11 protein-coding genes are annotated in these 15,197 nt (G+C 54.5%); 8 read left to right on the top strand and 3 right to left on the bottom strand.

Annotation, left to right across the window (positions count from 1 at the left end):
• Window position 1: 1 nt before the first annotated feature.
• From Q4606_RS07005 to Q4606_RS06970, 8 genes are all read left to right on the top strand, one after another.
• A complete protein-coding gene (locus tag Q4606_RS07005; protein ID WP_303593353.1) occupies window positions 2–1,252 on the top strand; it encodes an efflux RND transporter periplasmic adaptor subunit in 1,251 nt (416 codons plus the stop codon).
• 25 nt (window positions 1,253–1,277) lie between these two features.
• Window positions 1,278–1,997 carry an ABC transporter ATP-binding protein gene (locus Q4606_RS07000; protein WP_303607092.1) on the top strand — a complete coding sequence of 240 codons (720 nt, stop codon included), beginning with the start codon at window positions 1,278–1,280 and terminating at the stop codon, window positions 1,995–1,997.
• Window positions 1,994–3,202, top strand: coding sequence for an ABC transporter permease (locus Q4606_RS06995; RefSeq protein ID WP_303607091.1), 1,209 nt, complete (start codon window positions 1,994–1,996; stop codon window positions 3,200–3,202). The genes Q4606_RS07000 and Q4606_RS06995 overlap by 4 nt, the downstream gene beginning before the upstream one ends.
• A gap of 30 nt (window positions 3,203–3,232) precedes the next feature.
• A complete protein-coding gene (locus Q4606_RS06990; RefSeq protein ID WP_303607090.1) occupies window positions 3,233–4,150 on the top strand; it encodes a hypothetical protein in 918 nt (305 codons plus the stop codon).
• Window positions 4,151–4,436: 286 nt separating this feature from the next.
• Window positions 4,437–5,432, top strand: coding sequence for an amino acid ABC transporter substrate-binding protein (locus Q4606_RS06985; protein WP_303594324.1), 996 nt, complete (start codon window positions 4,437–4,439; stop codon window positions 5,430–5,432).
• 91 nt (window positions 5,433–5,523) lie between these two features.
• Window positions 5,524–6,711, top strand: coding sequence for an amino acid ABC transporter permease (locus Q4606_RS06980; RefSeq protein WP_303607089.1), 1,188 nt, complete (start codon window positions 5,524–5,526; stop codon window positions 6,709–6,711).
• Window positions 6,708–7,796 carry an amino acid ABC transporter permease gene (locus Q4606_RS06975; protein WP_303593344.1) on the top strand — a complete coding sequence of 363 codons (1,089 nt, stop codon included), beginning with the start codon at window positions 6,708–6,710 and terminating at the stop codon, window positions 7,794–7,796. Before Q4606_RS06980 ends, Q4606_RS06975 begins: the two co-directional genes overlap by 4 nt.
• 31 nt (window positions 7,797–7,827) lie before the next feature.
• Window positions 7,828–8,586, top strand: a complete 759-nt coding sequence (locus tag Q4606_RS06970; RefSeq protein ID WP_303607362.1) for an amino acid ABC transporter ATP-binding protein — start codon at window positions 7,828–7,830, stop codon at window positions 8,584–8,586.
• Window positions 8,587–8,611: 25 nt separating this feature from the next.
• Here Q4606_RS06970 and Q4606_RS06965 read toward each other — a convergent pair whose 3' ends face one another.
• The 3 genes from Q4606_RS06965 to Q4606_RS06955 all read right to left on the bottom strand — a co-directional run bounded on the left by Q4606_RS06965 (window position 8,612) and on the right by Q4606_RS06955 (window position 15,073).
• The gene (locus tag Q4606_RS06965; RefSeq protein WP_303607088.1) at window positions 8,612–11,254 is read right to left on the bottom strand and encodes a mechanosensitive ion channel domain-containing protein; all 2,643 of its coding nucleotides are present in this window, start codon (window positions 11,252–11,254) and stop codon (window positions 8,612–8,614) included.
• Between the two features lie 69 nt (window positions 11,255–11,323).
• Window positions 11,324–13,156 carry a glycerophosphodiester phosphodiesterase family protein gene (locus tag Q4606_RS06960; RefSeq protein WP_303607087.1) on the bottom strand — a complete coding sequence of 611 codons (1,833 nt, stop codon included), beginning with the start codon at window positions 13,154–13,156 and terminating at the stop codon, window positions 11,324–11,326.
• Window positions 13,157–13,204: 48 nt separating this feature from the next.
• A complete protein-coding gene (locus Q4606_RS06955) occupies window positions 13,205–15,073 on the bottom strand; it encodes an LTA synthase family protein (protein ID WP_303607086.1) in 1,869 nt (622 codons plus the stop codon).
• Window positions 15,074–15,197: the final 124 nt, after the last annotated feature.

The raw sequence follows: 15,197 nt of genomic DNA, 5'->3' as shown, positions 1-15,197 counted from the left end.
AATGGCATCTGAAACCGATCCTTCTTTGCAAAGCATGGCGGACGAAGTGAACTCGGTCATCCGGGCTGAAAAGAACCGGGGGCGATTCACTGTTGTGATCTGGGTTGTGCTTGGTGCGGCCCTTATCGCTGGATTGGCATGGTGGTTGTGGCCAGAGGATACTCACATACAGTGGCAGACTCACAAGCTCGACAGAGCCGATATGGTCCTCACTGCCATGGCGACCGGGAATCTTCAGCCCAAGAGTGAAGTGTCGGTCGGCGCCGAAATTTCAGGTTTGGTGAGCGAGGTTCTGGTTTCAGAAAATGATGAAATCCAGCGGGGTCAGGTTCTTGCTCTTTTTGATACTGAAGAGCTTGAAGTCGCACTGCTGCAAGCCGCCGCGGGCCTTGAACTGGCACGTGCGTCTCTCGCCGAGGCCGCAGCTACTCAGGAAGAGGCCTTGGTAGATGAACGAAGAACGGAGTCTCTGGTGCAGCGGGGAACCTCGCCCCAGGCAACGCTGGATAAGGCCGTTGCCACCCGGAAGCGTGCTGTCGCGAGATCCGCCTATGCCCGGGCTACTGTGCGCCAGGCTGAAGCGACGGTTTCTCAGGCTCAGACGCGACTGGAGAAAGCTGTAATAACGTCTCCTATTGATGGCGTGGTGCTTCAGCGCAGTATCGAACCAGGCGCGACAGTGGCTGCAAACTTCCAGACACCTGTACTTTTCTTGCTGGCTGAGGATCTGGGGCAGATGGAACTTCATGTCTCGATGGATGAAGCGGATGTGGGCTTGGTGAAAGCCGGCCAGCTTGCGACGTTTACCGTGGATGCCTGGTCGGGCAGGGAGTTTGAGGCCGAGGTATTGAAGGTTTACCTTTACCCCACGGTTGAAAACAATGTTGTTACCTATACCACTGTACTGGCGGTCGACAATTCCGAGCATCTCCTTCAGCCGGGTATGACTGCCACCGCAACCATCAACACAGGGCAGCGCGATCAGGCTTTGAGGGTTCCAAACATCGCTTTCCGTTTTACGCCCCCCACAACCGATGCAGAGGGTGGAGGTATGTTCAGTCATCCGGCCGACCGCTCAAGGGGGAACGCGTTGGCCTCCTCAAATACTCTCTGGGTGCTTGAGGGCGATAAGCCCCGTCGGGTGCTTGTCCGCAGCGGCTATACCGATGGCCGGTACACGGAAGTTCTGAGCGATGAGCTGTCCGAAGGCGACGAAATACTGACCGGAATCGTGAGCGGTTCCGTTGAGTAACAGCGCCCGTTTTGGAAATCATGACTTGGATGCGCGTGATTTGCCGCCGGCTGTTATTCGCATGCGTAACATCTTCAAGATCTATGGAAGCGGATCTGCTGAGGTGAGAGCGCTGGATGGTGTTGATCTGACCATTCGAGAGGGGGAATTTGTCGCAATCATGGGGCCGAGTGGCTCGGGCAAATCTACCTGTATGAACATGATTGGCTGCCTTGATGTGCCTTCAGCCGGCGAATACCTGTTCCGGGGCGTAAATGTGGGTGGTCTGGACCGTGACGAACTCGCTCTCTTACGCCGCCATTTTATGGGGTTTATTTTCCAGAGCTTTAATCTTCTGCCAAGGGTCACCGCGCTGGCTAATGTGGAACTGCCTTTGATCTATGATGGCGTCCGGCGCTCAGAACGCAAAGCCCGGGCCAGGGAAGCGTTGCGAATTGTTGGCCTCTCCGGGCGTGAACCTGCTACTCCCAATCAACTTTCCGGTGGCCAGCAGCAAAGGGTAGCCATTGCCCGGGCGCTGGTCACTGAGCCGCCTGTATTGTTGGCGGATGAGCCTACCGGGAACCTGGATACCGGCATGGCAGATAGCATCATGGTGCAACTGGCTCAGATCCGCGCTGAGCGCGGTATCACGATTGTCATGGTCACCCATGAGCCGGACATCGCCCGGTATGCCGATAGAGTCCTGTACTTCGTCGACGGAAAGCTCGTTAAGGATGGAACCCCGGACGAGGTTTTATCATGAGGTGGCTGGACATCTTTGTCATGGCATTTCAGGCAATCGTGCGGAACAAGCTGCGTTCGTTTCTGACGACGCTGGGCATCATCATTGGTGTCGGTAGTGTGGTGGCCATGGTTCACTTGGGCCAGTCCGCTACTCGCAGCGTTACTGACGAGATTGCCAGCATTGGCTCTAATCTGCTGTTCGTTATGCCGGGAACTGCTCAGCGTGGCCCGGGGGGAGTGCGCACTTCAGCTGAGCCTTTTGATCTTGAAGATGTAGAGGCCATTGCACAGGAAGTACCGGAAATTCTTGTAGCACCTGCAATTACCGTCAATCCGACGGTGGTCATCGGCAACGCCAACGAGACGATACCGGTCGTAGGAACAGATAACAATTACTTTGCTGTGCGCAATCACGGGATTGCATACGGCAGGGCCTTCGATCCCGACGAACTGAACGCCGGGTCAGCAGTGTGCATTATCGGCACCACTTTGATTGATGAGATGTACCTCGACCAGGAGCCCTTGGGAACAACGCTTCGAGTTGGGCGCACCGCCTGTCGGGTGATCGCTGTGCTAGAAGAGAAAGGGCAGTCCATGGGGCAGGATCGGGACAAAACGATTCTTATGCCAGTCAAGGCGGTGCAACGACGATTGCTGGGAAGCCTCGATGTGCAAACAATTTTTGTGTCGGCGCTCATCGATGGAAGCACTGGCAGAGTCCAGAAAGATATCGAATCGCTGCTTCGCCAGCGACGCCATATTGCCTCCCCGGAAGACGATGATTTTTATGTCCGCGATACTCAGGATATTGCAAATGCTTTGGCGAGTACTACCAATACCATGACCATTTTGTTGGGTGCCATTGCCGCCGTTAGCCTTCTTGTGGGTGGTATAGGGATCATGAACATTATGCTGGTGTCGGTTACCGAGCGGACGCGGGAAATAGGTATTCGCCTGGCAATCGGCGCGAGAACCCGCGATGTGCTGACCCAGTTTCTGGTCGAATCTATAGCTTTGTCGACTCTGGGTGGACTTATCGGGCTGTTACTGGGTATTGGAGGTACCTGGTTGGTAACGTCCCGCCTTGATATGCCGTTTTTACTGGCGCCAGGCGTTATGTTGCTGGGGTTTTTCTTTTCTGTTGCGATTGGTGTTATTTTCGGGTTTTTCCCGGCGCGCAAAGCCGCAAGACTCAATCCTATCGACGCCCTTCGCCATGAGTAGATATAAACGACGTTCTAATGAGGTGATGACTTGTTTAATAAGGCGCTCGGTCTGATCTTTCTGGTTAGCATGTTGGTGCTTTCCGGTTGTGAATCCGAAAACAATACTGGAAATACCGAAGCAGAAGCGGGTGACACGAATCCTGCTGCTCTGGCTTCCGGGGAGACCTCCGTCGATATTTCTATTGCTCTGAAGCCTGCACAGATGGACTGGGTTGGTCAGAAAATATTTCAGAATGAATGCGCAGGCCAGTTTCAGTGCCTTGTTCACTGGAATGACGGGGAGGCGTTTCCTTCGCTGGGTATTGGCCACTTTATCTGGTACCCGGAAGGGGTAAATGAGCGATTCGTAGAGAGCTTTCCAGCGCTGGTTGAATATATGAAGCAGCGCCAGGTCAACATCCCTGGATGGTTGAGAGAGCTCGAACCGTTTGATGCTCCCTGGCCAGATAAGTCATCGTTTGAGGCTGTCGATGACTCCGTAAGGGTGGCTGAACTTCGTGAATTTCTGGCGGGCACGCAAGGAATTCAGGCAGAGTTCATCTTCCGGCGCGCCAAATCCTCGCTGGTGGAGATCGTCGAGTCTCTACCTGAAGATCGCAAAGCTCAGGTAAGGGCCGATCTGAAAGCGCTGAGCCGTACGCCCGGCGGCACCTATGCATTGATGGATTATGTCAACTTCAAAGGGGAGGGGCTCTCACCCTCTGAGCGCTATGACGGCGTGGGCTGGGGGCTCAGGCAGGTGCTTCTGGCCATGGAGCCCGACCCGAACGTAGTAACGCTGGCACGATTCCGTGAAGCTGCCGCACAGGTTCTTACCACGAGGGCCAACAATGCCGACAATCCAATCGAAAAAACACGCTGGCTGAAAGGGTGGCTGAAACGCCTGGAAACCTACAAGCAACCGGACGATGTTGTCAGTTCTGCAGAAAAAACCGGTATAAATTAGTTACATTTCCGAACTTTGATCTACCTTGTAATAACAAGGCTCCTTCGTGATGTCTCAAAACGGTGCGTATTGTTTGGCGACGCGTGCCATTTTGGGGCCGGAATAGTATCTCAACTGCTCCGGAATATTGGTTAGAGCCTGGAACGTAAGAAGAATTCATAATAAACAATAACTTGCCCTGCGTGGCTCGTAATTTGCTGGGGTAGTTCCCCGGCAGTTATTACGAAGTAACCAGCAAACGTTCGGAGAAACGACAATGAAGAGCATGAGATCGGTAGCCTTTGGAATGGCCTGTGTTGCAGGTGCCCTGACGACCACAAGCGTTTTCGCGGCGACAACTCTGGAAAGCGTAAAGGAAAAAGGCCACCTGCAGTGTGGTGTGACCAGTGGTCTCCCCGGGTTTTCCCAGCCGGATGAAAAAGGTGCCTGGACTGGTATCGACGTTGATACTTGCCGGGCAGTAGCTGCAGCTATCTTCGGCGACGCCAAGGCAGTGGAGTTTACTCCTTTGACGGCCAAGGAACGTTTCACTGCGTTGCAGTCAGGTGAGATTGACATGCTGTCCAGAAACACCACCTGGACCCTTACCCGTGATGTCTCGTTGGGACTCAACTTTGCGGGCGTGAACTATTACGACGGTCAAGGTTTCCTTGTAAATAAAGACATTGGCGTGGACGACGCGACGCAGCTTGATGGCGCAACCGTGTGTATCCAGGCTGGCACGACCACCGAATTGAATCTCTCGGATTATTTCCGGACCAAGGGTATGGAGTTCAAGCCGATCGTATTTGATACATCGGAACAGACTGTCCAGGGTTTTGCGGCCGGTCGCTGTGATGTGTTGACCTCCGATCGCTCCCAGCTTGCGGCTTTGCGCTCCAAGCTCACCGATCCGAGTTCCGCAAAGATCCTGCCGAACACCATATCAAAGGAACCTCTTGGCCCCGTTGTTCGTCAGGGTGACGACCAGTGGTTCAACATCGTCAAATGGGTTTTGAGCGTTCAGATCAACGCTGAGGAACTCGGCATTACCATGGCCAATGCGGATGAGATGCTGAAGTCTGATAACCCTAGTGTGCAGCGCCTGTTGGGCACCGACGGCGATATGGGGGCCAAACTGGGGCTTCCGGATGATTTTGGTCACGCCATTGTGAAACAGGTGGGTAACTACGCGGAGATGTACGACCGTAACGTAGGACCTGACACTGCTCTTGGTCTTGAGCGTGGCATCAACGCCCTCTGGACAGATGGCGGCATTCTGTACGCACCGCCGGTACGCTGATACCTGAAAGGCTGCGTCGGAGGTGTTCATGTAACGCCTCCGGCGTTAACTCTGAAGCTGTGTTTTGCAGGGAAGCTTTTCGGGATGGTGCATGAAAAAACAAACTGTTAATTCCAGACCTGCCGGGCCGAAGCCCTGGTACGACCCGCGGGTTCGAGCTCTTTTTTTTCAGGTTATTTCGCTGGCCGTGGTTTTCTGGTTCGGCTGGGTGCTTATCGATAATACACTCTCCAATATGCAGAGCCGGGGCATAAGTACCGGTTTCGGGTTTCTTGGTGAGTCTGCCGGCTTCGGTATTATCATGCACCTGGTGCCATTCGACGCCACCATGAGCTACGGACGCACATTTTGGGTAGGTTTGACCAACACACTGTTGGTATCTGCCATGGGTGTGGTGGCCGCAACCATTCTGGGGTTTGTAATTGGTGTTGCACGCCTGTCCAGTAACTGGTTGGTGGCCAAGATCTCGCTGGTGTATATCGAGGTCATTCGAAACATACCCCTTCTGCTACAGATATTTTTCTGGTACTTCGCAGTCCTGAGCAACCTTCCGTCGCCGAGACAAAGCGTGGAGGTTGGCGAAGCGCTGTTTCTGAACAACCGGGGTTTGTATTTGCCCGGGCCGGTAACCCAGGAGGGTTTCGGGTTGGTTTGGGCGGCAATTCTGGTAGCCATTGTGGCGGTTGTGGGCGTCCGGATGTGGGCGAAGAAACGTCAGATGGCAACCGGGCAAATATTCCCCACATTCAAGGTTAGTGTCGCGATTCTGATTTTGCTGCCGCTCATGGTGTTTTTCAGTGCAGGCCAGCCGCTGGAATGGGATGTGCCTGCGCTCAAAGGATTTAATTTTGGCGGCGGGATTACGTTGATTCCTGAATTGGTAGCCCTTTGGATTGCGCTTTCTCTCTACACTGCCAGCTTTATCGCGGAAATCGTGCGGTCGGGCATCCTGTCGGTCAGTCAGGGGCAGACCGAAGCGTCCAAGGCCCTGGGTTTGCCAAACGGGCTTACCCTGAGATTGGTGGTTATTCCCCAGGCTATGCGGGTAATCATTCCGCCTCTGACCAGCCAATACCTGAACCTTGTGAAAAACTCCTCACTTGCAACCGCCATCGGTTATCCGGATCTGGTTGCTGTGTTTATGGGCACTACTTTGAACCAGACAGGTCAGGCAGTGGAGGTGGTGGCGATCACCATGGCTGTGTACCTAACCATCAGTCTGCTGATTTCGCTGTTCATGAACCTGTATAACCGGGCCGTGGCCATCAAGGAGCGATGATGACTGAACCGATGATGAAACCCCCGAAAAGAAACCTCGGGCCAGTCAAGTGGATGCGGACGCATCTGTTTTCCAACTGGTACAACTCCTTGCTGACTCTGGCGGTTGGCTATCTGCTTGTCACAAGTGTGGGCCCGTTGTTGAACTGGCTGATACTGGACGCGACTTTTCTAGGCAATGGCCCGGACGACTGTGTCGGGGCGGGCGCCTGCTGGTTGTTTGTGAAGCAGCGCCTGAATTTCTTTATCTATGGCTTTTACCCGGATGAGCTTCAGTGGCGGGTCGATGTCATGTTCGCTCTGCTGGCGGTCGCGTTTGTGCCCCAATTCATTGAGCGCTTCCCTGGTCGGAAATGGCTCGGAATCTTCGGTATTACTGGCTTGCCAATCATTGGCTACGTGTTGATTCCTGGTGGCGTTCTGGGGCTGGAAGAGGTGGGGAGCTCGAAGTGGGGCGGCTTGATGCTCACGCTTATTCTGGCTTATATCGGGATTCTTGCCTCGCTGCCGATCGGGGTTCTGCTTGCCCTCGGGCGTAGGTCGGACATGCCGATTATCCGCGGACTTTGCGTGGTGTTCATCGAAGTCTGGCGAGCGGTGCCTTTGATTACAGTGCTGTTCATGGCTTCTGTGATGTTACCCCTGTTTCTTCCGGACGGAGTCAGCTTTGAAAAGCTGGTGCGAGCGCTCATTGGCATCACGCTGTGGCAGTCGGCTTATATGGCGGAAGTGATCAGAGGCGGGCTTCAGGCTATTCCGCGGGGTCAGTACGAGGCGGCGGGTGCCCTGGGGCTGGGGTACTGGCGCAAGATGGGGCTGGTCATTCTGCCCCAGGCACTGAAGCTGGTAATCCCGGGTATCGTGAACACATTCATATCACTGTTCAAGGACACCACCCTGGTGTTGATCATTGGTTTGTTCGACATTCTTGGTGCCGTTCAGTCGACCATAGCGGACCCCGCGTGGCAGAACGTTGCAATTGAGGGGTATGTCTTCGTGGCTTTCTGTTTCTGGGTCTTCTGTTTTGGCATTTCGCGCTATAGCCAGAACCTTGAACGCAAGCTTGATACCGGTCACAAAACCTGATGGTGAGACTATGACACAACACACCGAATCCATGGACGTACAGGCTGAGAATAAGCCGGGCATTATTCGAGTGGAAGGCATGCACAAATGGTATGGCGATTTCCACGTTCTAAAAGACCTGAACCTGACGATTGATCAGGGGGAGCGCATCGTCATCTGTGGCCCTTCAGGCTCAGGAAAGTCTACGTTTATCCGCTGTATCAACCGTCTTGAAGAGCATCAGCAGGGCAAGATTATCGTCGATGACGTTGAACTCACCGATGATGTCCGCCACATTGACAGTGTTCGCCGGGAAGTAGGGATGGTGTTTCAGCACTTCAATCTCTTTCCCCACCTCACGGTGCTGGAGAACTGTTGCCTGTCGCCCATATGGGTGCGCAAGGTACCCCGTCGGGAGGCAGAGGCAGCCGCCATGGAGTATCTTGAGCGAGTGAAAATTCCGGACCAGGCCAACAAGTATCCGGGGCAGTTATCGGGAGGTCAGCAGCAGCGCGTGGCTATTGCCAGGGCGTTGTGTATGAAACCAAAAATCATGTTGTTCGATGAACCCACATCGGCGCTTGACCCGGAAATGATCAAGGAAGTGCTGGATGTCATGATCGAGCTCGCTGAAAGCGGCATGACCATGATCTGTGTGACCCATGAAATGGGTTTTGCCAAAACGGTTGCGGATCGGGTGATCTTCATGGATGGCGGCGAAATTGTCGAAGAGGCGCCACCCAGTGAATTTTTCGGTAACCCGAGGGAGCCGCGGACTCAGCAGTTCCTGCAACAGATTCTGCAACACTGACCGGGTAGGGCACCCTGCCGGAATCCTATTGGCCGGACTCGGGCAGGGTGCGAACATGAATGTCCCGCTGCGGAAAGGGTATGCGGATACCTGCATCCTTCAAGGCTATTGTGATTGCGGCGTGTATTTCGTGGGAAAGTGGCATGATGTCGATCAGATCTTTGACAAAAGCCCGGATTTCAAAGTTGATACTGCTGTCTGCGAGCCCAATACAGAACACTTCAGGCCCAGGGTCGCCCACAACTCGTGCGTTGTTGTGGGCAACGTTGGTGAGTATGTCCTGGACTTTATCGACATCGGATCCGTGCGCAACGTCAACGCGAAGGACGACACGAGTAATCGGATCCGAAAGCGTCCAGTTGGTAAGATCTTCGGTAACAAAGGTCTTGTTGGGAATGATCTGTTCCTTTCTGTCCCAGTCGATAAGGGTTGTTGCGCGAATGCGAATGCGTGACACCGTGCCGGTGATGCCGTCAATAGTGACCGTATCCCCCACGCGGATCGGGCGCTCAAACAGAAGAATAATGCCCGATACAAAGTTCGCCACTATCTCCTGAAGGCCAAAGCCAAGGCCCACGCCCAGGGCAGCAATCAACCACTGCAGTTTCGACCATTGAACGCCAATTACCCCAAGACAAATGACCACACCCAAAAGTACCAATATGTATGTAGTGATGGTGGTGATCGCGTAGCCTGTGCCAGGCTCAAGGTTCATCCTGCTCAGTATCGTCACTTCCAGGGTGCCGGGAAGGTTTTTCGCTGCCAGAACTGTGCCCGCGGCTACCAGTATGGAAAGCAGAACATCTGCGAGCGTGATAGGTAACGGGTCGCCCCCCTGCAGGTCGGTAGCAATCGTCCAAAGTGTGATGTCGTTGAACAGTTGCAGGGCTGGAATAACGCTGGCCCAAAGGAAAAACAGGCCGGTCAGCGCTAGTGCCGAGACCATTATACGAAGCAGCGAAGAGCTCTGTTGGCTAATATCTTTCAGGTCCATTTCGGGCATGTCCAGATTCTGAAGCGTGCCGTCGCCGGTAGAATCAGCCTCCTCTCTGGCTGCCGCCATCTTTTGCTCGGCTGCTCGCTGGTCCCTTAAGCGCTCAAGGGTGAGCCTGCGCTCGCGAACGGACAGCGCTCTTAAGCCCACATAGTAAAGCAGTGAATTAAAGGCGAGCCAGCAGATCGTTATAAATATGTTTCGTTCAAGTTGCAGAGCAGTGTAGTGATAGCCGATCAAGGATGCCGAGGCCAGTACCAGTGGGGCTGCAACCGCTATGACGTGGAGCATAAGCAACAGGTTACTGCGAGGTTTATCGGCCCGCACCGCTCTCATGATGTGAAATGCAAAGACGGCCAATGCAATGGACACCAGAGTGAATAGAAGGCGCCCAAGGCTGTCGTCAAATTGGGTGCCTTCAGGTGTTGAACTTGTCGACGTAGTGATGACGGCTACCGGTATGACAAACGCCATCAGCAACGGCAATTCTCGACGAATAACGCGCAAGGAGTTGGCGTTCCAGTGGAAGTGGCTTTCTCCGAGGCCCTGCTTGCGAGCAACATTGCGGATGAAAGCCAGCAAAAACATGATAAACGCAGCGGCTGTAAAGCCTTTTGAAAGTGCGGCATAGAAAGCATTACCTTCCATGAGCAGTAAGGCCGCAAGAGAAAAACCAAGTACCCCGGGCAATGCCAGCAGTACGCTGTTGATCAGTGCCGCCAGGGTAAAAGCTGTTCGATCGTGGCCAACGTTTCCGATATAGCGGCTGTTGGACACCAGGTTACGTTTAAGGGTCTTGCGCTTTACAAGCAGCACGATGAGTAGCAATGCCACGAGTCCCGCGCGTGCTCCGCGCTCGCTGATTGAATCGTTCATGGCTTGGCTCAATGACGCGAAACTCAGTTGGGAGATAAACCACTTCGCGGATTCGTAGAGCTCCCTGGCGGTGTCTTTATCGATAGCAGACGCACTGGGGAGCCAGAACAGACGTTGCTGTAAAAGCTTCTGATACTGTACAACCTGATCCTGCAGGGCGGTGACCGTGCTGTAGTATTCATTGAGCACGCCGATGTGTTCGGTAACAACTTTGTGTAGTTCACGCAACAAGGCTGAGCGGTGGCTACGCAACTGGCTACGCGCGTCTCCATTCGGTTCGGTAATAGCCTCAAACTCCTCCAGTCGTAGTTGCTCTTCTCTTGCCTTAGAGAGCTTGGTCTCGATTCCTTCAATAAGATCACTGGCGATACTCTGCCTCTGCAGGCGCTCGAGACGTTGTTTTAGCAGGTTGGCGTAACTGGCGGTCAGGTTGAGCCCGGCCTTTTCCAGACGTAGCTCAAAACTTTCGTATTCATCCGTGAGGCGGGTCAGGACCGAGTCAGCGTAATTCAATCGCTCCCGGCTGTCCCTTACAGCTTCCTGGCGCTGCTCAAGCGATGTTTGCAGCGCATGAGCCTGCGACTGAATATCCGAGTTGTCTGCGGCCGGCAGTTTAATTTCCGGTGGCGCATCCGTAGCGGCCTCCAGCTCTGGCTGTACTGCCGGGCGCGCTTCTTCTGCCTTCTCCGGCGCCTCTTCAGAGCGCTCGGCCAACGCCGGCGCGGTGGAAAAGCACAGCAGCAGAGCCCAGAGCCAAAGTGTGGCAGTAAATGCAGAACGGATGGAGCCTTGCGTCATGAACGTGCGTTCCTTGCGTGGGTTTTCGCGATTGAGTTTCAATTCACGATAAGCCTATTTTAGTCGATATCAATGCAGCCAGCTCTGGAGTTTGGTCGCCAGTAGTTGGGTGCTGCTGAGGCTTTCACGTTGCTGGAGAATTTCTGTCAGCAATCCCGGTCGATCGGTAATAATGCTATCCACCCCCATATCGATGAATCGCCTCATCTCGGCCGGTTGGTTTACCGTCCAGACATGAAGCTCGTTTCCAGCACGATGGGCTCTGGCGATCCTTGCCGGCGTTACCCGGTTTGTGCGCAGCGCCAGAATGTCGTAGTTGTCTTCCCACAGAGGTCCAATCACAAACTGTGCAATTAACGCAGTTCTGAGCCCCGGTTCTGAGCGCTTTACCTCCTGAAGGGTCACCCAGTCCGCCGCTGCGATGATGGTTCCGTCGACCGCATCCTTGTGCTGAAGGAGCTTTACGACGGTTGATGTGAGATGCGGTGTGTTCCGGTCTGGCTTTAACTCAATAAAGAGCTTCGTGCGGCCACGGGCAATTTCCAGAGCCTGGCTCAGAGTTGCGACCTGTTCACCTGCAAAGTCCGTGCTGAACCAGCTTCCGGCGTCAAGATTCCGGATATCCTGGTAGCTAACTTCACTGATTCGTTGTTTTAAACCGAATATCCGGTTCATATCGGCATCATGCCAGAGTACCGGAACGTCGTCTGAGGTCAGCTGTACATCGATTTCAACATAGTCGGCACCATCTTCGATTGCCTGCTCGATCGCCTGTATCGTGTTCTCTGGCGCCTTGAATGCACTGCCTCGGTGCGCGGTTACTGCAACGTCATCTTGTTGTTCCAACGTAGCAATCACAAACCAGGCCTGCCCCAGCGCAAGCATGATGACAATGAACTCGACGGTCCAGGCTTTTAAGCCAGCATTTTTCGGCGCAGTGTCGAATGCGGATTGAGGTGTTGGTTGGCCTGCCAGCGGGAGGTGTTCTGCAGGCAGGCTGTCGCGCGCTCTGTGGTAAAGATTGAAAACGAATGTGCCGTAGACCACTGTGCCCAGAAACGTGATCATCATGGTGATCAGAATGTAGGTCGCAATAAAAACCAGGAGCACGGCGACCAGTATGTCGGTGTCGGGGGGTAAAAAAACAAATAGGCCCGTGGCGAGCCGACCGAAGGTAAACGTGACCAGCACCGGCATTAACAACAGAGCAGCCAGCCCGAAGAGCAGCACGCCGCTGGTTACTCTCATCTGGCCCTGAGTGAGACGACGGCTTTCCCGAAGCGCCCCGGTGGCGGACAGGTTGTTGAGCATCAGACAAGGTACTGCCAGTATCCAGCGCAAGTAAAGACGGCCGTTGCAGTAGAGGGTTCCCAGGCATGCCAGCGTCGTGCAAGCGATAAACCACCAAAGTTCAGGGGGCTTCTCAAGGCGCAACAGGTAGGGGTCATATAAGTCGATCAGCCATGTCCATGCAAACCCGACAAAGGCCAGGAAGGGCAAGGCAACGAGCAACTGACCGAAAACCTGAAGCATTGATAGCTTAAGCAGTTTCCCGAACGTGCGGGCGACGCGCCAGAGTGCGCTCAGCGCAGTCCGGTATTGTTGGTGTCGGGGTGCTGCCGCGATGAGGATAATCCCGGCCTGTTGCAACAGGAAGATCAACGCCGAAAGGTTAAGGCTCACAACCACCCAGAGCATTCCGCCCGGCGAAACCAGAAATTCAACAATGCCACCTGTACTGATAGCCCCGTCTCCAGTTACCGGCCGCATGACTGCCAGAGCCCAGGTGAGGGTTGGGGTAATGACTGCCAGCGCGAGGCCGGAAAAAAACAGATAGTAAGTCAGCAGCGCCCGGCGATGGCAGTGGATAATCTTCAGTGTGCTGGCTATCAGTGGTTTCATAGATAACAGCTGTTGGGGTTGAGAGTTCTGGTTCGCGGGCCTTGCATGCTAATCATCTGGTGTCAGCTTGGTCGCGTTTTTGAACAGTGTCAGGCGTTCGTCCAGCGTCAGAAAAGGTGGACTGTCTGATTCCTTGAATGATCCGAAGACCCGGTCGGGGTCGAATGTCCACGAAGTACAGCGAGCCAGCAACTCCGTGCATGCAAGCAGTTCGCCCCGGTCCCGGAAAAAGTACTTGAGCCCGGTATAGGTGTCTGCCAGGAGTATGTCTCGCTGCTCTTTGTCATTCACGGCCAGCAGGCTGCGGCCAATCATATCGCCTGCGTACATGCCCCGACCGGTCGCATCCAGAACAGTCATGGGGATATCCAGTTGTGCCGTGATGGCGCTCTCGTTCGCATATCCGGCCAGATCCCGTGGGTCAGGCGGGCGCACAGCGAGCATTCCCAGGTTGCTGTTCAGAGGAAGCGTTTCATGGTCTGCGCGCACAAAACCTCCCGACTCATCGGAGGTCAGTATGACCAGGGTATTATCCAGGGTTCCGTTGCGTGTCAGCTCTTCAAGAAAATGCCCGAGCGAGGTCTCCATTACTTTCATGGCGTCTCGTCGTGCTTGCTGGGGCTGTAGCAACGGAGTGTCATCGGAGCTCTCTGCATCTTCCGCGCGCGCTTCTTCGAGTTGCTCTTCTGCTTCTTCGCCTATATCGAAGGGGTGATGTGTGCCGATGTTAAGGAGAGTCACAAACCAAGGGGAGTCGCGTTGGTCGAGGCGCTTCAAGCGTTTCGCAATATTGGCGAAATATACTGGATCTGCCGGGCCCCAGCCTTCTATATCTTCGGCGTTATCGAACACCTCGGCGCCGGTGACATCGAGGAAGCCCGCTTTCGGCATAAATTTGTCTTTCTGCATGTAGTCTGTTGGCGCTGCCTGCCAGTAAGCGGTGTGATATCCCGTGTGGCTTAGTTTGGCAGGAAGACAATCCGGCGAGGCACGCTCCTCAGTCACGTCCGAAAGCTTTGTAGCGACTCTCCGGAAATCCGGATAACGGCCACACACGATGGAAAACGTACCACGATCTGTCTGTCGCTCCAGGCTCAAATGATTGCGATACATCCGGAACCCCTGTGCTTTCAAGGTGCTTTCAAGGTTCTCCAGAGTCACCAGAGGCTGGAGCCCGTGGTACTGGCTGATTTCGGGAAAATAGCCGGCCGACAGCCCTTCAATCATGATCAGCAGTACATTAGGAGGGTCGTCTACAGGTGCGCCCTTGACCCGCTGATGGAAGAAATTGAGCTGTGTCTCGGGGGTTTCCGGCGGCGGTCCGACAACCTCGACGGCTTCATCGCTGATTGCCGTGCCCAGGGGGGTGATCACAGTGCCGGGGATCTGAGCCAGCGCGCTGGCGACGACGTTGTTCGCAGGTGTTGTCAGGCTTGGGAACGCCGCTGTGTATACCAGGAGCGCTCCAGCGCCAAGTGCGAGCAAGCCGGCTGTACCGCGGGGCGGTCTGGGAACCAGCGCCAGATGCAGCCGGTGCAGAAGCCATGCGAGAAAGAGATAGAAAGGTAGTAGGGCCAGATATGCGTTGATCAGACTCCCACTTATGAAGGTAGGGTCGATACTCTTGGCGGCGAAAGCCAGCTGAAACAAGGTACCGTGTGCAGCAAGGTGCATGCCGGCAACATAAACAGCACAGCCAAGTAAGATGACCATGATAATACGCAGGGGGCCGCGTGCCATTGTCAGCAGAATTGCGAGGATAAGCGCACCGATCACGTCGCCTCCGACCATTCCGATGGGGCTGGGCCACACGCCACTTTGCATAACCAGAGCGGCTCGGATTATCAGTAGCCAGCACCAGGCGAGCCCAAGGGTGATCAAAAAACGGCGATCTGTAAGGATCGCGAAGAGTCTCATAATGATGGGTGTCCTGCATACAGTGTCTTCATACAGTATGTGTCGGACGTGCAGGCATTCAACTATTGAGCCCCGTCCAAGGGGCTCTGTGTCGCAGATTTAATTGCTGGGAAAGGTTATCGGG

The organism is Marinobacter sp. 1_MG-2023 (genome assembly GCF_030549045.1).
Classification (GTDB): Bacteria; Pseudomonadota; Gammaproteobacteria; order Pseudomonadales; family Oleiphilaceae; genus Marinobacter.
Note: the sequence above shows the minus strand (reverse complement) of the source record. Positions and strands in the feature narration are given on the sequence as shown.